This is a genomic window from Brooklawnia sp. (assembly GCF_049651565.1).
GTDB lineage: Bacteria > Actinomycetota > Actinomycetes > Propionibacteriales > Propionibacteriaceae > Brooklawnia.
Window position 1 is genome coordinate 27,445 of sequence record NZ_JBASCI010000181.1, and the last position, 20,575, is coordinate 48,019.

16 protein-coding genes are annotated in these 20,575 nt (G+C 66.8%); 14 read left to right on the forward strand and 2 right to left on the reverse strand.

Annotation, left to right across the window (positions count from 1 at the left end):
* Nucleotides 1-45 precede the first annotated feature (45 nt).
* From WBL05_RS08405 to WBL05_RS08425, 5 genes are all read left to right on the forward strand, one after another.
* Entirely contained in the window at nucleotides 46-2,409 is a 2,364-nt protein-coding gene (locus tag WBL05_RS08405) for an ATP-binding cassette domain-containing protein (RefSeq protein WP_424225182.1), read from the forward strand.
* A 15-nt stretch (nucleotides 2,410-2,424) separates the two neighbouring features.
* Nucleotides 2,425-2,925, forward strand: a complete 501-nt coding sequence (locus WBL05_RS08410) for a DUF421 domain-containing protein (protein WP_424225184.1) — start codon at nucleotides 2,425-2,427, stop codon at nucleotides 2,923-2,925.
* Between the two features lie 105 nt (nucleotides 2,926-3,030).
* A complete protein-coding gene (locus WBL05_RS08415) occupies nucleotides 3,031-3,363 on the forward strand; it encodes an ArsR/SmtB family transcription factor (RefSeq protein ID WP_424225186.1) in 333 nt (110 codons plus the stop codon).
* Nucleotides 3,360-4,268, forward strand: a complete 909-nt coding sequence (locus WBL05_RS08420) for a cation diffusion facilitator family transporter (protein WP_424225188.1) — start codon at nucleotides 3,360-3,362, stop codon at nucleotides 4,266-4,268. Before WBL05_RS08415 ends, WBL05_RS08420 begins: the two co-directional genes overlap by 4 nt.
* An 86-nt stretch (nucleotides 4,269-4,354) precedes the next feature.
* Nucleotides 4,355-4,981, forward strand: a complete 627-nt coding sequence (locus tag WBL05_RS08425) for an alpha/beta hydrolase (protein ID WP_424225190.1) — start codon at nucleotides 4,355-4,357, stop codon at nucleotides 4,979-4,981.
* A gap of 81 nt (nucleotides 4,982-5,062) precedes the next feature.
* Here WBL05_RS08425 and WBL05_RS08430 read toward each other — a convergent pair whose 3' ends face one another.
* Nucleotides 5,063-5,569 carry a hypothetical protein gene (locus WBL05_RS08430; protein ID WP_424225192.1) on the reverse strand — a complete coding sequence of 169 codons (507 nt, stop codon included), beginning with the start codon at nucleotides 5,567-5,569 and terminating at the stop codon, nucleotides 5,063-5,065.
* Nucleotides 5,570-6,652: 1,083 nt separating this feature from the next.
* Between WBL05_RS08430 and WBL05_RS08435 the strand changes: the two genes are divergently transcribed.
* The 6 genes from WBL05_RS08435 (at nucleotide 6,653) to WBL05_RS08460 (ending at nucleotide 16,553) form a co-directional block, all read left to right on the forward strand.
* Complete coding sequence (locus WBL05_RS08435) at nucleotides 6,653-8,608, forward strand: type I restriction-modification system subunit M (protein ID WP_424225194.1); 1,956 nt, start codon at nucleotides 6,653-6,655, stop codon at nucleotides 8,606-8,608.
* A 50-nt stretch (nucleotides 8,609-8,658) separates the two neighbouring features.
* Complete coding sequence (locus tag WBL05_RS08440) at nucleotides 8,659-9,852, forward strand: restriction endonuclease subunit S (protein ID WP_424225196.1); 1,194 nt, start codon at nucleotides 8,659-8,661, stop codon at nucleotides 9,850-9,852.
* Nucleotides 9,849-13,061 (forward strand): type I restriction endonuclease subunit R, encoded by a 3,213-nt coding sequence (locus tag WBL05_RS08445; RefSeq protein WP_424225198.1) that lies wholly within the window; start codon nucleotides 9,849-9,851, stop codon nucleotides 13,059-13,061. The genes WBL05_RS08440 and WBL05_RS08445 overlap by 4 nt, the downstream gene beginning before the upstream one ends.
* Nucleotides 13,062-13,175: 114 nt before the next feature.
* A complete protein-coding gene (locus tag WBL05_RS08450) occupies nucleotides 13,176-13,568 on the forward strand; it encodes a DUF302 domain-containing protein (RefSeq protein ID WP_424225199.1) in 393 nt (130 codons plus the stop codon).
* 55 nt (nucleotides 13,569-13,623) lie between these two features.
* Nucleotides 13,624-15,306 (forward strand): RecQ family ATP-dependent DNA helicase, encoded by a 1,683-nt coding sequence (locus WBL05_RS08455; RefSeq protein ID WP_424225201.1) that lies wholly within the window; start codon nucleotides 13,624-13,626, stop codon nucleotides 15,304-15,306.
* Nucleotides 15,303-16,553, forward strand: coding sequence for a saccharopine dehydrogenase family protein (locus tag WBL05_RS08460; protein ID WP_424225202.1), 1,251 nt, complete (start codon nucleotides 15,303-15,305; stop codon nucleotides 16,551-16,553). The genes WBL05_RS08455 and WBL05_RS08460 overlap by 4 nt, the downstream gene beginning before the upstream one ends.
* Nucleotides 16,554-16,555: 2 nt before the next feature.
* Here WBL05_RS08460 and ptsP read toward each other — a convergent pair whose 3' ends face one another.
* Nucleotides 16,556-18,235, reverse strand: coding sequence for a phosphoenolpyruvate--protein phosphotransferase (gene ptsP / locus WBL05_RS08465; protein ID WP_424225204.1), 1,680 nt, complete (start codon nucleotides 18,233-18,235; stop codon nucleotides 16,556-16,558).
* Nucleotides 18,236-18,358: 123 nt separating this feature from the next.
* Here ptsP and WBL05_RS08470 point away from each other — a divergent pair, with 123 nt between their 5' ends.
* The 3 genes from WBL05_RS08470 to WBL05_RS08480 form a co-directional block, all read left to right on the forward strand.
* Nucleotides 18,359-19,132 (forward strand): DeoR/GlpR family DNA-binding transcription regulator, encoded by a 774-nt coding sequence (locus WBL05_RS08470; RefSeq protein WP_424225206.1) that lies wholly within the window; start codon nucleotides 18,359-18,361, stop codon nucleotides 19,130-19,132.
* Nucleotides 19,129-20,091: a 1-phosphofructokinase family hexose kinase gene (locus WBL05_RS08475; protein WP_424225208.1), complete on the forward strand. Its 963-nt coding sequence runs from the start codon at nucleotides 19,129-19,131 to the stop codon at nucleotides 20,089-20,091. Before WBL05_RS08470 ends, WBL05_RS08475 begins: the two co-directional genes overlap by 4 nt.
* A gap of 29 nt (nucleotides 20,092-20,120) precedes the next feature.
* A partial coding sequence (locus tag WBL05_RS08480) for a PTS sugar transporter subunit IIA (protein ID WP_424225209.1) occupies nucleotides 20,121-20,575 on the forward strand: 455 nt, incomplete at its 3' end.

Sequence of the window (20,575 nt, forward strand, 5' to 3'; positions counted from 1 at the left end):
GCCCTATGGTCTAGTCGATCCATCAACGATTTGTTGGAGGCGAGCATGCCGAGCGCTGATCATCCAGCCGACCGCCACGACCGGATCCGGGTGCAGGGTGCCCGGGTCAACAACCTGAAGGGCATCGACGTCGAGATCCCGAAGCGCCGACTAACCGTGTTCACCGGCGTATCGGGATCGGGCAAGAGCTCGCTGGTCTTCGACACCATCGCCGCCGAGTCGCAGCGGATGATCAACGAGACCTACTCGGCGTTCGTGCAGGGCTTCATGCCGACCATCGACCGCCCCGAGGTGGACGCCCTGGACGGCCTGACCCCGGCGATCGTGGTCGGCCAGGAACGCCTGACCCCCAACGTGCGGTCCACCGTCGGCACGGTCACCGACGCCAACGCCTTCCTGCGGACGCTGTTCAGCCGGCTCGGCCAACCCCACATCGGCTCGTCGCAGGCGTACTCGTTCAACGTCCCCTCGGTCACCGGGTCGGGCGCGATCAAGGTTGACAAGGGGCCCGGCGGGGCCGCACCGGTCCACCGGACCTACACCCTGCTCGGTGGCATGTGCCCACGCTGTCAGGGCACTGGCAACGTGAAGGACATCGACCTCACCGAGTTGTACGACGACTCCAAGTCGTTGCGCGAGGGCCCGTTCAAGGTGCCCGGCTACTCGATGGACGGCTGGTACGGTCGGATCTTCGCCGGCTCCGGCTTCTTCGACCCCGACAAACCGATCCGTGACTTCGGCAAACGCGAGCGGCACGACCTGCTCTACAAGGAACCGACGAAGATCAAGGTCGAGGGCATCAACTTCACCTACGAGGGGCTGATCCCCAAGATCACCAAGTCGATCCTGTCGAAGGACCCCGACGCGATGCAGCCCCACATCCGGGCCTTCGTGGAACGGGCGGTGACCTTCCAGCCCTGCCCCGACTGCGACGGCACCCGGCTTGCCGAGGCGGCCCGGGCGTCCCGAATCAACGGCATCAACATCGCCGATGCCTGCGCCATGCAGATCAGCGACCTCGCCGAGTGGGTCCGTGGGCTGGCCGAGCCGTCGGTGGCGCCGCTGCTGGCGAGCCTGCAGCACCTGCTCGACTCGTTCGTGGAGATCGGGCTGGGCTACCTCAGCCTGGCGCGTCCTTCCGGCACGCTGAGCGGGGGAGAGGCGCAGCGGACGAAGATGATCCGGCACCTCGGCTCGTCCCTGACCGACATAACCTACGTCTTCGACGAGCCGACCATCGGGCTGCATCCGCACGACATCCAGCGGATGAACCAGCTGCTGGTCCGGTTGCGCGACAAGGGCAACACCGTGCTGGTGGTGGAGCACAAGCCGGAGGTGATCCGGATCGCCGACCACATCGTCGACCTCGGGCCGGGCGCCGGCACCGGTGGGGGAGAGGTGGTCTTCACCGGCAGCTTCGACGACCTGCACCGCGCGGACACCCTGACCGGGCGCCACCTGGGCGACCGGGCATCCCTGAAGACCACTGTTCGCGAGCCCACCGGCGCGCTGGAGATCAGGGGAGCAACCACCAACAATCTGCGCAACGTGGACGTCGACATCCCGCTTGGTGTGCTGGTGGTGGTGACCGGGGTGGCCGGGTCGGGCAAGAGTTCACTGATCCACGGATCGCTGGGTGGGCGGGACGATGTCGTGATCATCGACCAGGGATCGATCCGGGGTTCGCGGCGCAGCAACCCGGCCACCTACACCGGGCTGCTGGAACCGATTCGCAAGGCGTTCGCCAAGGCGAATGGGGTCAAGCCGGCGCTGTTCAGCGCGAACTCCGATGGTGCCTGCCCGGTCTGCAACGGCAACGGCGTCATCTACACCGAGCTGGGCTTCATGGAAACCGTGGCCAGCACCTGTGAGGAGTGCGGTGGCCGGCGCTTCCAGGCGTCCGTGCTGGCGTACCGGCTGGGTGGCCGCGACATCAGCGAGGTGCTGGCGATGCCGGTCGACCAGGCGGTGGGCTTCTTCGGCTCCGGGGACGCGCGGACGCCGGCTGCGCACCGGATCCTGGAGCGGTTGACCCAGGTGGGTTTGGGTTATCTCACCCTGGGACAGCCGTTGACGACGCTGTCGGGCGGGGAGCGGCAGCGGCTCAAGCTGGCCAACCAGATGGGCGTCAGCGGCGAGGTGTACGTGCTGGACGAACCCACCAACGGGCTGCACCTGGCCGACGTAGCCGGGCTGCTCGGGTTGCTGGACCGGCTGGTCGATTCCAGGCGCACGGTGATCGTGATCGAGCACCACCAGGCGGTGATGGCGCACGCTGACTGGATCATCGACCTTGGCCCGGGCGCCGGCGACCAGGGCGGCCGGGTCGTCTTCAGCGGACGGCCAGGGCAGTTGGTGGCCGAGCGGACAACGCTGACCGGCCAGCACCTGGCCCAGTACGTGAGTTGAGTGAGGAGGAGAACGGTGGAAGTCACCGACATGTTGTTGCCGACCCTGCCCTTGGCGGAACTGGTGATCCGGGGCAGCGTCACCTTCCTGGTGCTGTACACCCTGATCAGGGTGGTGGGCCGGCGTGAGTCGGGCGGGCTGGGCCTGACCGATGTGCTGGTGATTGTGCTGGCCGCAGATGCCGCGAGCACCGGCATGAACGGCGACAGCAAGTCGATCGGCGACGGCTTCGTGCTGGTTTGCGTGATCCTGGGTTGGAGCATGGTGATCGACGCGCTCAGCTACCGCTTCCCCCGGTTCGCCAGCATCGCCAAGGCCGGGCCTAAGCCGCTGATCGAGAACGGGGAGCTGGTGCGGCGGACGCTGCGCCGGGAGTTCATGACGGAACAAGAGGTGATGACCCAGCTGCGGATGCACGAGATCGACGATGTCTCGCTGGTGGAGCACGCCTACCTGGAGCCGAACGGCAGCGTCAGCATCGTCAAGCGGGTTCGGGCCGACGAGGATGCGGGGTAGGTCCCCGCGGCTGATCCCACGCGGCCGTCGGATTCAGTGCTGGCTGAATTCAGGACTCGATGTATCATCGATCGCGTGATTGCAGCACCGGCGACAGTGGATCGGATGGCGGCCCTGGCACGCTTCGGACATGCCTTGTCAGACCCGACCAGGGTGGGCATCCTGATGCACCTGCGCCGGCACGACTCGTACCCGGCGCACCTGGCCGATGAACTGGGGGTGACCCGGCAGTCGATATCGAACCACTTGGCCTGCCTGCGCGGGTGCGGCATGGTGGTGGCGGTGCCGGAGGGACGCCGCAACCGCTACCGGCTGGCGGATGAGCGGCTGGCCCACGCCCTGGACGATTTGGTCCAGGTGGTGCGCGGAATTGATCCCGAATTGGTGGACGAGGCCCATGAGGGGATGGCCGGGCTGGGGGAGGAGGCCGACGAATGAACCACTCGCACGGCCAAGTGCCGGTGACCGGGCACGTGGGCATCCGCTATCGCCGGCGTATGCTGGTCAGCTTCGCGCTGGTGGCCATGTTCATGGTCGTCGAGCTGGTCTTCGGCTTCCTGTCCGGGTCGTTGGCGCTGATCTCGGACGCCGGACACATGATGGCCGACGTCGTGGCGCTCGGGGCCGCGTTGCTGGCCACCACGATCGCCGCCCGGTCGACCAGCGACGGACGGCGCACCTACGGGTCGTACCGGGTCGAGGTATTCGCCGCCGGGCTGACGGTGCTGATCATGCTGGGGGTCGCGATCTACGTGGTGGTCGAGGGATTCAGCCGGCTTGGCAATGGTGACGCGGTGGCTACCACGCCGATGGTCATTGTCGGCGCGCTCGGGCTGGCGGTGAACGTGGTCGTGATGCTGCTGCTGCGCGAGGGCGCGAAGAGTTCGGTGAACGTGAAGGCGGCCTACTTCGAGGTGATCGCGGACGCCGCGGGCAGCGTGGGCGTCCTGTTGGCCGGCGCACTGATCGTACTCACCGGATCGACCATCTGGGACACCGTGGTGGCATTGGCGATCGGAACGTTCGTCGGGGTGCGAGCCGTGGTGCTGGGGCGTCAGGTCATGGCGATCCTCGGGCAGGAGGCGCCGCACACCATCAGTCTGGACAAGGTGACCGGCGACCTGGCGGCAGTTCCCGGCGTCACCGAGGTGCACGACCTGCACCTGTGGACGCTGACCTCCGGCATGCACGTCGCCACCGCGCACCTGGTGGTGGACGCCGACAGCCCCGCGCAGGAAGTCCTGACCCGGGCGCAGGAGGTGCTGGAGTCCAGGCATGGCATCGAGCACGCGACGCTACAGACCGAGAGCGGTCCCACCCGGCAGTGCCAGCTGGACTGGTAGCCCGAACGGGTTCCACCGGGAGCGGGTAACGGTCGTTCGTCGTCCTGTTGGCTGGCCCTGAGGTGGCCGGCTGACAGGATCTATCCATGCGGCTGGAAGAAGAACGAATGGTGTGGTCCTCGCGCGCTCGACAGGAGGCATCGGGAAACCACCTGCTGGTTCTTCTGCACGGTGCCGGCGGCGTCCCGGATGACCTGACACCCTGCTTCGAGGTACTACCTCCCGGGATCTCGGCGGTGTCCTTGGGCGGCCCGATCGCAGCCGAGGGACGGTGGGCATGGGCGCACCTGGATGAGCCCGACCCGGATGGTTTGCGAGATTCTGCTCGGGCGGTCTCGTCTTGGCTGGACAGCTTGCGAGGTTTCTCATCGGTCGGCCTTCTTGGCTTCTCGCAAGGAGCCGCCGTAGTGATTGAGATGCTCCGTCACTGTCCACAGCGGGTCGTCTACGCGGTTGTGTTGTCAGGGTTGCTGCCCAGTGAAGTCGATGACCGGGATGGGGAGGTGGCCCGCCACTCACCGCCTGTGTTCATGGGGACCGGTAACTTGGACGATGTCATACCGCCGGAAGAGACCCGGGCGCTTCGCGCCTGGCTCCGCCGCCACACTGCGGTAACCGAGCACCGGTACCCGACGCTCGGACATGGGATGTCGTCCGATGAAATCAGGGATGCGATCTCGTTCGCCGAACGGCACCTCGGGTCCTCGCAGTAACGCCTTGTGTGGCGCCGGGATTTGAGCACGGAAACCAGCGGACCGAGAGCCGTCCCACTCGGCATTGCGGGAGTAGTGACCTCAGTCGGTCCAGAAATCAGTGATCGGATTGGGTATCACCCCGGCCGCTTTGGCCGAGTGGGGCGGGAAGCCCTGCTCGATGCTGGCGGCCAACTTCTGGCGCTCTGCCTGTTCGGTGCCGAGCCTGGCCCGGGCGGCATCGTTGGTGAACCCGACCACGTATGACAGCTCCTGCTGGGTGCCATCGGCGTACTCGATCCGTCCCTCGATCAGGGTTTCGAATATGTCGCCGTGCTTTTTGCCCGCCCGCAGGTTCCGATAGACCTTGACCGGGGTCTGGGACGGCTTCATCTGCGGAGGCGGGTTCTCGACCTCGACGGTGGCTACGCTTTCGGAACCCCAGTCGTGGTACCTGGTCTGCGTCAAGTGGCGCGCGACGCTCACATGACCGTTGTCGTAGCGGGTCGTGATGACCATCTCGGTGGCGGCGCCGTCAGGGCTGGCCCGCAGCGCGTAGTCGGTGAGCTGTCTGCTGATCACATTGGCCGGCCAGGTTGGACTATTCATCACGGCTCCCAAGGACGGTGGTGTGATTCGGGCGCTGCCAACTACATTGTGGATCGCAGCCATTCCTGATGAGGACGAACCAGCCGTAACCGGCACTGGCGGGAGCTGAGCGAAAGACTTGGTGTGGAAGGTGGTATCGGGTGTCCGATAAGTGACATTATGTCATCATGCTTGGAACAGGCAGGCCTGTGCGCTGTCTTCTTGCCAACCTCCTTCGGCGTCTCCTTTCCCAGCCCGAGCGAGCTTTGACGACACCGAGAGGGTTAGGGTTCACTCCGAGTGCGACCGTGGTCCCGCCTGCCCAAATCGGTTCACATCACGCTCATCCCTGTTCACCCCAGCGGGTGGACCTACGTGCATCGTTCCGGCCTAATCCTCACCGGAGCGGGCACGTTCCTGTCGGACGAGGCTCAGCAGCGAAGCTGGTTCGAAGAACAACTGCACCGGTGGCGTAGATATGGCGCTGACCGAATCAGGTGAGATGGGCCGTAGGCGTTCGGGCTGGCGGCCAGGCCCGGTCCTTGATGCTGCCGTGACTGGGCTTGCATGGAAAGTGCGGATCTACGACAGTCAGGCAGCCTTCAGCGCCTCGCCCGACGCCGACATGGGCCCGTTGTCCGAGCCTCGGACTCTGCCTGATGGCACGGTGATGAACCGGCTTCGGTTCGGCCCGCAGAGCTTCATTCCCGTCGGCATGTTTCAGGACCCTTGGAACCCGATGGCGAGGTTATCTGCGACCGTGGATCGGTCCTGGACGAAGACAGTCGAGGCAACCGGTATCAGCTTCCACGTTGCGCGAGTCACGACTCTCGACGCCTTCGGGATCTACCTGTGCTGGCCCACATACCTGGCCCCGCTGGCGGAGCCTGGCCAAACTGTCTACTCCGACGCATACCTGACTACGAGTGTCCCGGGGATCTGGCAACGCCAGCGGCCGCCAGCGTGACCGCACCCAAGGGGTCTCACGCGCCCTCAACGAAGAGCCGAACTGCGTCGTCACGACTCCACTCGTTGAAGTCGTCGGGGACGCGGCCCTGTCCAGCCAAATAGGATCAAGAGACCGACTGTTTAGAAAGTTGAAGCGTGACCAAGCCTGACCCGAACTTCATCTGGTCCATCGCCGACCTGCTCCGTGGCCCGTACCGGCCCAAGGAATACGGCACCGTGATCCTGCCATTCACCGTGCTCGCACGGCTCGACTCCGTGCTGGCCCCGACGAAGGACGCCGTACTCGAAGCCGCTACGAAGTACGAGGCCAGCCCGACGATGATGCGCCAGGAGATGCTGCGACGGGCCTCGGGCCAGACGTTCTACAACACCTCCCCCTTCAGCCTGAGCAACCTCGGCGACCCGGCCAACCTCGCGGCCAACCTGCAGGCCATGATCGAGGGCTTCGACCCGGACGTGTTCGAGGTCTTCGAGCGGTTCGACATGCCCAAGATCATCCGCGATCTGGACGACCGCGACCGGCTGCCGGAGATCGTGAAGCGCTTCGCCGCCCTCGACGTGCACCCCGATCGGGTGAGCAACGCCGAGATGGGCGACGTGTTCGAGGAGCTGATCCGGCGCTTCATGGAGGCGTCCAAGGACGTGGCCGGCGACTACTTCACCCCGCGCGAGGTGGTCCGCCTCATGGTCAGCCTGCTGTTCGCCCCGGACGAGGAGGACCTGTCCAACCCGCACGCAATCCGCCAGGTCTACGACCCGACCTGTGGAACCGGAGGCATGTTGTCGGAGGCGCACGAGTGGCTGCGGACTCATGGCAGTGGCGCCACCCTGAACCTGTACGGGCAGGAGTTCAACGCCCTGTCCTATGCCATGGCCAAGGCCGACCTCATCATCAAACGGCAGGACGCCCAGAACATCTACTTCGGGGACACCCTGCTGAAGGACGGGCACGCGGGCCGAACCTTCACCTACTGCCTGTCCAATCCCCCATTCGGGCAGGAATGGAAGGTGCAGGAGAAGTCGGTCAAGGCCGAGCGGGAACGCGATGGCGACGAGGGACGGTTCGCGGCGGGGCTGCCGAGCGTGAGCGATGGCGCGATGCTCTTTCTGCAGCACCTGGTTTCGAAGATGCGTCCCGCTACGCAAGGAGGCGGGCGCGGCGCGATCGTCCTCAACGGGTCGGCGTTGTTCACGGGCGCAGCGGGCTCCGGCCCATCGGAGATCAGGCGCTGGCTGCTGGAGAACGACCTGGTGGACGCCATCATCGGCCTGCCGACCGACATCTTTTACAACACCGGCATCGCCACCTACATCTGGGTGCTGGACAACCACAAGCCCGAGAAGCGCCGGGGCAAGGTGCAGTTGATCGACGCCACCGAGCAGTGGGTGAAGATGCGCAAGTCCGTGGGCGCGAAGCGACGCATGCTCTCCCCCACCAACATCGAAACCATCGTCAACCTCTACGGCGACTTCGAGGACGCCGACCCCGAGGTATCCAAGATCTTCAACACCGAGGACTTCGGTTACCGCACCATCACGGTCGAGCAGCCGTTGCGTCAGGTCTTCTCTGTGGGGACCGACAGGATCGATCAGGCCCTGGCAGCCAGGCAGGTCGCGGCTCTCGACAAGGACCACCGGCATGACCTTCGCACTGCCCTGGAGACGCTGGAGCAAGGTCGGACCTGGACCAATGAGGCCGACTTCATGAAGGTGCTCGGGCCTGCGTTGGGGGCTCACGGGGTGACGCTGAAGCCGGCCGTCCACAAGGCCGTGGTCGCCGCGTTCGCTGAGTCCTCCCCCGACGGCATGATCGTGAAGACCACACGAGGAAAGATCGAGCCTGATCCTTCACTGCGCGATACCGAGAACGTCCCGCTCACCGAAGACGTGGACGCCTATGTGAAGCGTGAGGTGCTCCCCTGGGCTCCCGAGGCATGGGTGGACAAGACCAAAACGAGGATCGGTTACGAGATCCCATTCACCCGTGCGTTCTACAAGTACGTTCCGCCCCGGTCGCTTGCAGAGATCGACGCCGATGTGCAGGCGGCCATCGCTCGGGTGCAGGCGCTTTTCCAAGAGGTCAAGGCGTGAAAGGTCGAGTGCAGGCCATCAAGAGGGTCGCAACCGTGAGTCTTGGGAAGATGGTACAGCCGAGTCCAGCAAGCACTTCGGATGTGGAAGCCCAGTATTTACGGGCAGCACATGTGCAACCAGAAGGCCGCCTTGCAGACGCAGAGGAGAAGACCATGTGGTTCTCGCCACAGGAACTCCGTGATCTCAAACTGGCGTCTCGCGATGTGGTGGTAGTGGAGGGCGGTGCGGGATATGGAAGGAGCGCTTACATCGCGTCGCCGATGGAGGGATGGGGTTATCAGAACTCGATCATCCGGGTCAGGCCCCGCCCCGGCCTTAGTGAAGGGCGCTTTCTCAACTACGTTTTCCAGTCGTTGCTTTTCACTGGAGAAACGGCCCTGGCGGCGTCAGTGGCTACCATCCCGCATTACACAGCGGACAAGGTAGGGGCTACGCGACACTGGATGCCCAATGTCGAGGCCCAAGGGCTCATAGCTGATTTCCTCGACCGTGAGACTGCACAGATCGACGCCATGATCGAAGCGCAAGAGGAACTGACGGCTCGGATACGGGAGCATCACGCTGCGAGCCGTGCTCACGCTGTCCTACCGCTCTTACTCGAAGGGGCGAGATTGAAGAAAATCCTCCGCGAGTCGGACGAACGAGCAAGGACCAGAGCAGAATCTCTGCCACTCCTTTCTGTCTCAGTTGATTGGGGGGTTCAGCGACGAGACGAGTCCGCCGTTAACCAGGCAGCCAGTGACAACCTCTCCCACTACAAGCTCGCCCGTGAGGGAGATATCGTGCTGAACCGCATGCGTGCGTTTCAAGGCGCACTCGGTCGCGCGCCGGCCGACGGAATCGTCAGCCCGGACTATTCGGTCTTCCGCCCACGTCAAGCCGTTCTCACGGAGTGGCTATCCTTGGTCATGCGCAGCGGTCCTTTTGTGGCCGTGATGGCGTCTCGTATCAGAGGAATCGGATCGGTTGACTCCGGACAGGTGCGCACGCCCAGATTGAATGCGCGCGATCTACTGGATATCCGTTTACGCATCCCCAACACTTGCGAGCAAGCGAGGTCGCTCGAGGAATGGAACCGGACAGATAAACAGATCGGTGACTTGATCAATTCGGCCTCGGAAGTGGTGCGCCTGCTGCGCGAACGCCGCGAAGCCCTCATCACCGCCGCAGTCACGGGCAGGATCGACCCCGCAACCGGCGTCGAGCAAACCGACCCGGCGACCTACAAGGAGGCGTCGTGACCGAGGCGCACAAGGAACTGGCGATGGAGAACGAGGCCGTCGCACTCCTCCACTCCAACGGCTGGCTCTACGACGAGGGCAGCAACGCCCGCTACGACAGGAAGCGGGCCCTGTTCCCCGATGACGTGTTCGCCTGGCTGGAAGCCACCCAGTCCGAGGAACTGGAGAAGCTCATCAAGCCGGGCATGGACTCCACGCAGGAGGCGAAGGCCCGCGAGGGCATCCTCGACGCGCTGGCCACAGCCCTGAACCAGCCGGTCGGGAACGGCGGCGGCACGCTCAACATCCTGCGCAAGGGCTTCCGGCGCATCGGCTCGCGCTTCTACATGGCCCAAGCCAAACCGACCGAGACCCTGAATCCGAAGACGGTCGCGGACTACCAGCAAAACCGGCTGCGCGTCGTCCGGCAAGTGCACTACTCGGTCACCGATACCAGCAAGTCCATCGATCTGGTGCTCTTCCTCAACGGCCTGCCGGTGGCGACCATCGAGTTGAAGACCGAGTTCACCCAGTCAGTCACCCGGGGAGAGGTGCAGTACAAGAACGACCGCAACCCGGGCGCGGACGGCAAGGAACTGCTGCTCGCGTGGGGCAAGCGGACGCTGGTGCACTTCGTGGTCACCGACAACGAGGTCTCGATGACCACCAAGTTGGCCGGCCACCAGACCACCTTCCTGCCGTTCAACACGGGCGACGGCACCGGCAAGGGCAACCCGCTCAATCCCACGGGTGCGCGCACCGAGTACTTCTGGGCCGACATCCTCGACAAGGACATGTTCCTGACGATCCTCACCAAGTACCTGGTCACGCGGAAGGAGGAGAGACCGAACCCGGTCACCGGTGAGCGGGAGACCTCGACCTCACTACGGTTCCCGCGCTTCCACCAGTTGTCCGCCGTGGAGAAGATCGTCGGCCATGTCAAGGAGCACGGCGTCGGAGATCGCTACCTCATCGAACACTCGGCGGGCTCGGGCAAGACCGACACCATCGTTTGGACGTCGTTCCGGCTCGCGGCCCTGCACGACACCGACAACAACAAGGTCTTCGACTCTGTGATCGTCGTCACCGACCGCAACGTCCTCGACAAGCAGATGACCGACGCGATGCGTCAGCTCGACCCGCGTGGCGCCCAGGTCGTCTCAATCGACGGCGCGGGCTCATCCAAGTCGGCCGAGCTGGCCGACGCCCTGGCCATGCGCACCCCGATCATCGTGGTGACTATCCAGACCGCCCCGTTCGCCCTGGCCTACCTGCGCCAGCAGTCCGAGACCAAGGGCGGTCGCTACGCAGTCATCGCCGACGAGGCGCACTCGTCCCAGACCGGCATGGCAGCGTCCAAGCTGAAGGCCGTCCTGAGCCCCGAGGAGCAGGACTCACTGGACGACGGCGGCGAAATCGACACCGAGACCGTCCTGGCCGCAGAACTGGGCCAGCGTGCCGAGACGCCCAACATCACCTACCTGGCCTTCACCGCGACACCGAAGTCGAAAACCCTCGAACTGTTCGGCACCCCGAACCCCGAGGTGCTGGACGACGATGGCAACCCCAAGCCCGAGCCCTTCCACCGCTACACCATGCGCCAGGCCATCGAGGAAGGTTTCATCCTCGACGTGCTGCAGAACTTCATCGAATACAAGGTCGCCTACGAACTCGCCCTGAAGACCAGGGACTCCGACATCAAGTCGGTCGACAAGGAAGCCGCCCGCAAGGCGGCACTGAGGTGGGTCCAGCTCCACGAGTACAACATCAGCCAGAAGGTGGCGCTGATCGTGGAGCACTTCCGCGAGCACGTGTCGCAGATGCTCGGCGGCGCGGCCAAGGCGATGATCGTCACCTCTTCGCGCAAGGCAGCCCTGCGCTACTACAACGCCGTCAACCGCTACGTCGCCAGGTGCGGCTACACCGGCGTGCGTGCCCTGGTCGCCTTCTCCGGCAAGGTAACCGTCAGCCCCAACGACCCGGACCTCGCACCCGACGACCTGCTGGGAGTCGGTGAATACACCGAGGCCAGCGTCAACACCGGCACCAAGGGCAGACAGCTCGCAGACGCGTTCAACGGCTCGGACTACCAGGTGATGATCGTCGCCAACAAATTCCAGGTCGGCTTCGACCAGCCGCTGCTGTGCGCGATGTACGTCGACAAGCGCCTCGACGGGGTGATGGCCGTGCAGACCCTCTCCCGGCTCAACCGCACCTGGCCGGGCAAGGACCAGGTGTACGTGCTCGACTTCGTGAACTCCGGCCAGGACATCCTGGAGGCGTTCCTGCCGTACTACGAGGGTGCAGAACTCACCCAGACCACCGACCCCGATCTGGTGAACCGCATCGCGGCCAAGTTGGACGCCGTGGGCCTGGATCGCGTCTACACCAATGACGAGATGGCCCAGGCCGGCGACGCGGTGACCAAGGGCCTGCACAACCTGCTGACTGCGGCCATCGACCCCGGCGTCCAGAGATTCACTGCCGCGCTCGACCAAGCGCGTGAGGACGGAGACGGCGAAGAGGTCCAGCGGCTGGAGGGCTTCCGCTCCGACCTGTCCAACTACGTCAAGGCATACGACTTCCTGTCCCAGATCGTCCCCTACGGCGTCGAGATGGAGCAGCGAGCCATCTACTATCGGCTGCTGGCCAAACGCCTGCGCGATGAGCAGTCGGGGGTCAAGGTGCGGGTGGCCGACATCGCCCTGTCGCGCTACCGGATCGACAACAGGGGCAGCCAGAAGATCGACCTCGCAAGGGGTGAGGCGACGCCGCTGACCCCGCTGGTCGAGATGGGAACGGCCCAAGCTCGTGAGCGCGACCAGGCACGCTGGGACGAGATCATCGACGCGATCAACAGCCTGTTCGCGGATAGCGGGCTCACCGCCGACGATGCGGTCCAGCAACTCGAGCTGACGCTGCGCAAGACCAGGCAGAACACCGACCTGGTGGCGAAGGCCAGGGCCAACACCGATCAGGACTTCAACTCCGACCCCGGTGTCGTGCAAGCCTTCCTGTCCACGGTGATCGACATGGCGCAGAACAACGCCGAGTTCACCGACGCCCTGCTGAGGAACCAGAATCACGACTCGTTGTCGGTCCTGCTGGCGATGCTCGGCTTCCGGAAGTACCTCGCCGCTGATTACGCCTTCCCTGACGAGTCGCTTCATGTCGAAGTCGATGCCGGGGCTGCCCACGCCGCCAAGAAGCAGGAGGAAGCGCACGCCTGAACGTACCGTTTGAGGTCATCGAGGCCCCGAACCATTTGGAGGCGCGCGCTGGAACGATGGAATACCCCTACGGGTATCCGCGTTGATCAGGCATCGTTGAGCACAGGAGGAATCATGAGCTATTCCATCGCAGGCACCAGCAGTCTGAGCTTCGGCGAGGCGATCCAGTCCACCAGGGATGCCCTCAGCGAGCAGGGATTCGGCGTCCTGACCGAGATCGACATGTCCGCGACCCTCAAGCAGAAGATCGACGCAGACATCCTCCCCTACACCATCCTGGGTGCGTGCCGGCCGGTCTTCGCAGAGGAGGCACTGCGCATCGAACCCCTGATCGGCCTGATGTTGCCCTGCAACATCGTGGTACGCGAGTTGGCCGACTCCACCATCGAAATTAGTGCGATCGACCCGATGAGCATGGTCGAGATGACCGGGAATTCGGAACTGACCAGCATCGCCAGCGACGCCCGCACCCGCCTCCAGCAAGCGGTCGCCGCGGTCACCGACTGAACTCGGTTCCGGGAGGGCGGGGCTACCTGTTGCCGGCGCCTGACATCCTTGTGGGATGACGATGGGCAACTCCCCCACGGCCGAGGCCGGAAAGCAACTCGAGGACATCGCCCGCGACGAGTACGGCCTGCCGCGGCTGCGTCCCGGACAGCTGGCGGCGATCACCGCCCTGACCCGGGGCCACGACGTCCTGGCGGTGATGCCCACCGGCTACGGCAAGTCGGCCATCTACCAGATCGCCGGCTCACACCTGAGGGGCACGACCGTGGTGGTGTCTCCTCTGATCGCACTGCAGAACGACCAGCTGGCCGGCATCCGGGACGCGCCCGACGCCCCGCGGGCGGTGGCGGTCAACTCCGCCCAGACCGTCGCCCAGAATGCCGAGGCGTGGCGGTTGGCCGAGGCCGGCGCGGAGTTCATCTTCCTGTCCCCCGAGCAACTGTCCAACGACAAGGTGCTCGAGCGCGTCAACGGCCTGAGGCCCACCCTGTTCGTGGTCGACGAGGCGCACTGCGTCTCATCCTGGGGGCACGATTTCCGGCCCGCCTACCTCGCCCTGGGAGCCGCCATCGAGCGGCTGGGCCGGCCCCGCGTCCTGGCGTTGACGGCGACCGCTGCCCCACCGGTCCGCGACGAGATCATCGAACGGCTTGGCCTGCGGGACGCCACGCTCATCGCCCGCGGGTTCGACCGACCCAACCTCAACCTCAACGTTCGCCGACACATCACCGCAGCCGACCTGCGGCGCGCCGTCCTCGAGCACGTGACCGAACTCGCCACCGAAGCGCGCGGCGCCGGCACCGGCCTGCTGTACGTGGCCAGGCGCAAGGACGCCGAAACCTACGCCGACGAGCTGATCGCTCGCGGCGTCCCGGCAGTGCCCTACCACGCCGGCCTGAGCGACCAGGCACGACAGGACGCCCAACAGGCCTTCGACGACGGATCGGCGGACGTAGTGGTGGCCACCAGCGCGTTCGGCATGGGCATCGACAAGCCGGATGTCCGGTTCGTGGTGCACGCCGCACCGCCCGGGTCGGCGGACAGCTACTACCAGGAGATCGGCCGGGCCGGCCGGGACGGCCGACCGGCCACCGTCGTCCTGCACTACCGGCCAGAGGACCTGTCGCTGCGCCGCTTCTTCTCGGCCATGCAGGTTGCCGAGGACGACCTGCTCGCGGTGCTGGCCGCCGTGCAACAGGGTCGAACCACGGCCGCGGCAGTTCGCCGCCAGACCGGGCTGAGCACCAGGCGAGTCACCTCTGCGGTGAACCTGCTGGAGCAGGTCGGCGCGCTGGATCGGCGGCAGCGCAACCTCGTCGCGAACCGAGACGTGACGCCGCAGGACGCGGTCGAGGAAGCCACTCGGTACGTCGCGGCCCGCGAACGGGTGGAGAAGTCCCGGGTGGAGATGATGCGGGGATACGCCGAAACGACCGGCTGTCGGCGCGAGTTCCTGCTCGGCTACTTCGGCGAACAGTACGAGCCGCCCTGCCAGGGATGCGACAACTGCCTGGCCGGCGAGGTCGTCCCGGGCGCACCGGCCGAGGACGCCGACGACTTCGGCACCCACGAGCGGGTGCGGCACGACAAGTTCGGACAGGGCACCGTGATGCACACCGAGGCGGACCGCCTGACCGTCTTCTTCCTCGACTTCGGTTACCGCACGCTGGACCGCGACCACGTCGTCAGCGAGGGCATCCTCACCTCCGCCGACGCAACAGACAGCAACCGGCCATGACGAGCCGGGAACTCGACGTCGTTCTGTTCGGGGCCACCGGTTTCGTCGGCCGGCTCACCGCAGACCACCTGGCCACCGCGGCCCCGCCAGGCACCAGAATTGCCCTGGCCGCGCGGTCGATGGCCGGCCTCGAGCAACTCCGCGCCCAGCTGCCCGAGCGGGCGGCGGACTGGGAGCTGATCGAGGTGGATGCCGCGGACGTCGAGGGTCTGCGCCGGCTGGCGGGGCGCACCAGCGTGCTGGCGACAACCGCGGGACCGTACGCCCGGTTCGGCAAGGGAGTCGCCAGGGCGGCCGCCGAGCAGGGCACCGACTACGCCGACCTCACCGGCGAACTGCTGTTCGTTCGCTGGTCGATCCAGGAACTGACCGACGTGGCGTTGCGGACCGGCGCCCGAATCGTCCATTCCTGCGGCTTCGACTCCGTCCCATCCGACCTGGGAGTCTGGTTGGCGGCCAAGCAGGCTGCTGCCGACGGACAGGGCACCCTGACCGACACCCAACTGGTCGTCCGCAAGCTGCGGGGCGGCGTCTCCGGCGGCACCATCGACTCGCTGCGGCAACAGATGATCACCGTCGAGGATGACCCCGGGCTGCGTCGGGTGCTGTCCGACCGGTACGCGTTGAGCCCGCGCCGAGGTGAGGAACCTGAGCCGGCCTCGACACGGCCTGGACGCGGTGGCCGGCGTGGGGCATGGCTGCGTCGCGAGCCCGGCACTGGGCACTGGCTGGGGCCGTTCGTGATGGCCGGCTACAACACCCGTGTGGTGCGGCTGTCCAACACCCTGAGCGACTGGTCGTACGGTCGAGACTTCCGCTACCGCGAGGTCAGCGACTACGGCAGCGGTCCGGCCGGCCTGTTGCGGGCGGCAGGAACCGGCATCGCCCTTGCGGGGCTGGCTGCAGCAATGTCCCGACGGCCTAGCCGCGCGCTGCTCGACCGCGTCCTGCCCCGGCCCGGCCAGGGTCCGAGCGCCGACCGGCGGGCCGCCGGCCACTACCAGATGGAGATCTCCGCCAACACCACGACCGGCGCCCGCTACCGCGCCGTGGTGGCGGACCACCGCGACCCGGGCTACAACGGAACCGCAGTGCTGCTGGGCGAGACCGCGCTCGGCCTGGCTGCTGACCAGGCCCGGCTGGCCGACCGTGCCGGGGTGCTGACCCCGGCTGTCGCGATGGGCGAAGTACTTGCCGAACGGTTGCGCGCGCAGGGCCTCAGCATCGACATCCGACGGGTGGGCTGAGCTCAAGCCGCGGCCAGGACCTCCCGGGCGGCCTGCTTGGCCTCGGCCGCGGTCACGGCCTGCAACGCCTTCTCGGCGGCCCGCTGGCACTGCGCAAGCGTCCGGCCGCCCAGAGCCACCCCGACCGCGGGTATCGCCGAGGATGCCATCGAGAGCGAGGTGACGCCGAGTCCGACCAGGACACAGGCCAGTTCCGGGTCGGCCGCCGCCTCGCCGCAGACTCCGACCGGCTTGGCGAGCTTCTTTCCGGCGGCCGCGGTCTCGGCGATCAACCGCAGCACCGCGGGCTGCCACGGGTCGGTCAGCGCGGCCAGGTCGGGCGACATCCGGTCGGCGGCCATCGTGTACTGGGTGAGGTCGTTGGTGCCGATCGACAGGAAGTCCACCTCGCCCAGGAACGCCTCGGCCAGCAGCGCAACTGACGGCACCTCGACCATCACACCGGCGAACAGACCTCGCGCCCGCACCTCGGCGGCGAAGCGGCGCGCCTCGTCGATGGTGGCGATCATCGGGGCCATCACCCAGACGTACGACCTGTCCCCCGGCTGCCCGGCCACCGCCTCGGCGATCCCGTCCAGCTGGCGAGTCAGCAGCCCGTCCCTGGCGAACGACAGCCGGACGCCACGCACGCCGAGCGCCGGGTTCTCCTCGTGTGCGTGGTCGGCGAACGGCACCGGCTTGTCCGAGCCGGCGTCCAGCGTCCGGATGACCACCTTCCTGCCCGGGAAGGCATCGAGCACCTCCCGGTAGATCGCGGCCTGCTCGGTCACGCTGGGCTCCACCTGCGCGGACAGGAAGCACAGCTCGGTGCGGAACAGGCCTACCCCCTCGGCCGGCGAATCGGACGCGGCACGCGCCCCGGCACCGTCCTGCACGTTCGCCAGCAGTTGCACGTGCTCGCCGGACGCCAGGCGTCCCGGACCCCGCCAGTTCCGGATGGCGGCCCGCCTGCCCTCGTCCGCCGCGACCAGTTGCCGAGCCTCGGCCTCGTCGATGCCCCACGCGATGGTGCCGGCGGCGCCGTCCACCAGGATCGGGGTGCCGTCGGGCACCTGCGCCAGGCCGGACACGGCGACGATGCACGGGATGCCCAGTTGTCGGGCGATGATCGCGGTGTGGCTGGTGGGTCCGCCGAGCTGGGTGACCAGCCCGAGGACGAGGCTGCTGTCGAGTCCGGCGGTGTCCGAGGGTGCCAGGTCGGTGGCGAGCAGGATGATCGGCCGCTCGGGGCGGGGTACACCGGGCTCGGGCAGGCCGAGGACCTCAGCCACGACCCGGTCGCGAATGTCCTTCAGGTCGGTGGCGCGTTCGGCCATCAATCCCCCGAGCTTCTCGAACTGGGCGATGAAGCCAGCTATCGCCTCGGTGGTTGCCGTCGCAGCCGGTTTGCCGGCGGCGATCTGGCGGGTGGCGGCGCGGATCCAGCCGCGATCCCTGGCCAGCGCGGCGGTGGCGGCCAGAACCTCGCTGGCAGCGCCGGTGACCGCCGAAGCCCTGGCGGCGTACCGGTTCGCGACCGCATCGGCTGCTGCCAGGAAGCGCGCCTTCTCCTTCTCGCGCTCCTGTTCGGGGATGATCCGTTCGTCCGGGACGAGCTCAGGTGGCTTGCGCGCCCAGGCCGCAGGGGCATGGGCGATGCCCGCCACTACTCCGGTACCGCGCAGCAGCTCAGCTGTGGTCATCTTCGGTCTCCTCGGTTCGCGAGTGGGATAACCACATGATCCAACACGACTCGTCGCTTGTCAAGGCTTGCATTCCCACACAAAACCATGTAAAACAATGGATACAAACAGGAGGAGGTTGGAATGTACGCGGAGGAACGCCAGCGGCAGATTGTCTCGCTGGCCCACGAGCAGGACCGGGTCACGGTCGCCGAGCTGGCCGATCGCTTCAGCGTGACGACCGAGACGATTCGCCGCGACCTCGAAGTGCTGGATGAGCGCGGCCTGGTCCAGCGGGTCCACGGGGGCGCGCTGCCCCGCGCCACCGGCAGGTTCGCACCCGAACTGGGCCTGGTCGAACGCGAGACCCGGAACGTCCCGCAGAAGATGGCGATCGCCCGCAGCGCTCTGACCCACCTGCCCGGCAAGGCCGGCAGCGTCATTCTGGACGCCGGGACCACCACCGGGCAGCTCGCCGCCCTCCTGCCCGAGGACGCCCCGCTGCCCACACTCATCACCAACTCGGTCGCCATCGCCGCGCTGCTGTCCGCCCGTGACATGGCCGACGTCCTGATAGTGGGCGGCCAGGTCCGTGGCATCACCCAGTCCGTCGTCGGCGCCAACGCTACTGAGGCCGTCGGACGTCTCCGCGTCGACGTGGCCTTCCTCGGCGCGAACGGGATGTCGGCCCAGCACGGGTTCTCCACCCCCGACCTTGACGAGGCGATGGTCAAGCGCGCCATGATCCGGGCTGCCCGCAAGGTCGTGGCCCTCGTCGACAGCTCCAAGATCGGCACCGAGGCCCTGCACCGCTTTGCCCGGCTGTCCGATGTGGACGTGCTCATCACCGACGCCGGCATCCCCGATGCCGTCCGCGCCGAGTTCACCGACCAGGCAGTGGAGGTAGTGGTCGCATGATCGTCACGTTCACCGCCAATCCGAGCCTCGACAAGACCGTCGGTCTCGATGCCCCGCTGTGCCGGGGCGAGGTCCACCGGGCCGCGAGCGTCAACGTCGAGGCGGGCGGCAAGGGCATCAACGTGGCCCGCTGCATCGACTACGCCGCTGTCCCGGTCGTCCCGGTGCTGTCCTTCCACGACGAGGTGCTGGTGCCGCTGCTGGCGACCACCGGTCTGCGGCCGTCCGCCCGCACGGTCGACGGGCCCTATCGGGTTCGCACCAACATGACGATCACCGAACCCGACGGCACCACCACGAAGATCAACGAGCCCGGGCCGGTGCTGACCGAAGCCCAGTTGGCTGCTGCCGCCGCCCTCCTGCTCGACCGGGCACGCGGAGCGGAGTGGGTGGTCCTGTCCGGCTCGCTGCCGCCGGGCGCCCCGGACAACTGGTACGCGACCCTGACTCCCAGCCTGAAGCGGCTCGGCTGCAAGGTGGCGATCGACACCTCCGGCGCCGCCCTCGATGCCGTCGTCGATGCCCTGCCGGGCGCGGCGTTCGACCTGATCAAGCCGAACTCCGACGAGCTAGCCCAGTTGACCGGCGGTGATTCGTCCGCTTTCGAGGCGGCCGCCCGCGACGGTGACCTGGGCGAGATCGTGACGGCGGCCCGCGCACTGCAGGTTCGCGGCGTCGCGAACGTCCTGGTCACCCTGGGCGGCGCCGGCGCGGTGCTGGTCAACGCCCAGGGAGCCTGGGCCGCCACCTCCCCCAAGGTTCCCGTGCTCAGCACGGTCGGTGCCGGTGACTCCTCGGTTGCCGGCTTCCTGCTCGCCGAGGTCGCGGGACGGTCCCCCGGTGACTGCCTCGCGAACGCCACCGCCTACGGGTCCGCCGCGGCGGGCCTGCCGGGCACGTCACTGCCCCGTCCCGAAGTCGTGCACCCCCTGCGGGCGCACGTCACCCGTCTTGCCTGATCACCCTGGACACTCCACCGAACAGAAAGATCCCGATGCAGCTCATCACCCGTGAACTGGTGGCGCTGGATGCCGACCTGGGCGCCACCAAGGCCGACGTCATCGCGTCGCTTGCCCAGTTGGTCGCCGATGCCGGCCGAGCGGACGCCGCCGGCCTGACCGCCGATGCCATGGAGCGCGAGGGCAAGGCCGCCACCGGCCTGCCCGGCGGCTTCGCCATTCCACACTGCCGTTCCGCCGCCGTGACCGAGGGCTCGCTGGCCTTCGCCCGGCTCTCGCGTCCGGTTGACTTCGGCGCCAAGGACGGCCCGTCCGACCTGGTCTTCCTGATCGCGGCGGCCGCCGACGGTGACGCCGACCACATGAAGCTGTTGACCAAGCTCGCCCGGGCGCTGATCAGGAAGGACTTCCTGGCCTCACTGCGCAGCGCCCAGACGCCGGACGAGGTCGTCGAACTGGTGGCCGACGTGGTGCAGCCGGCAAC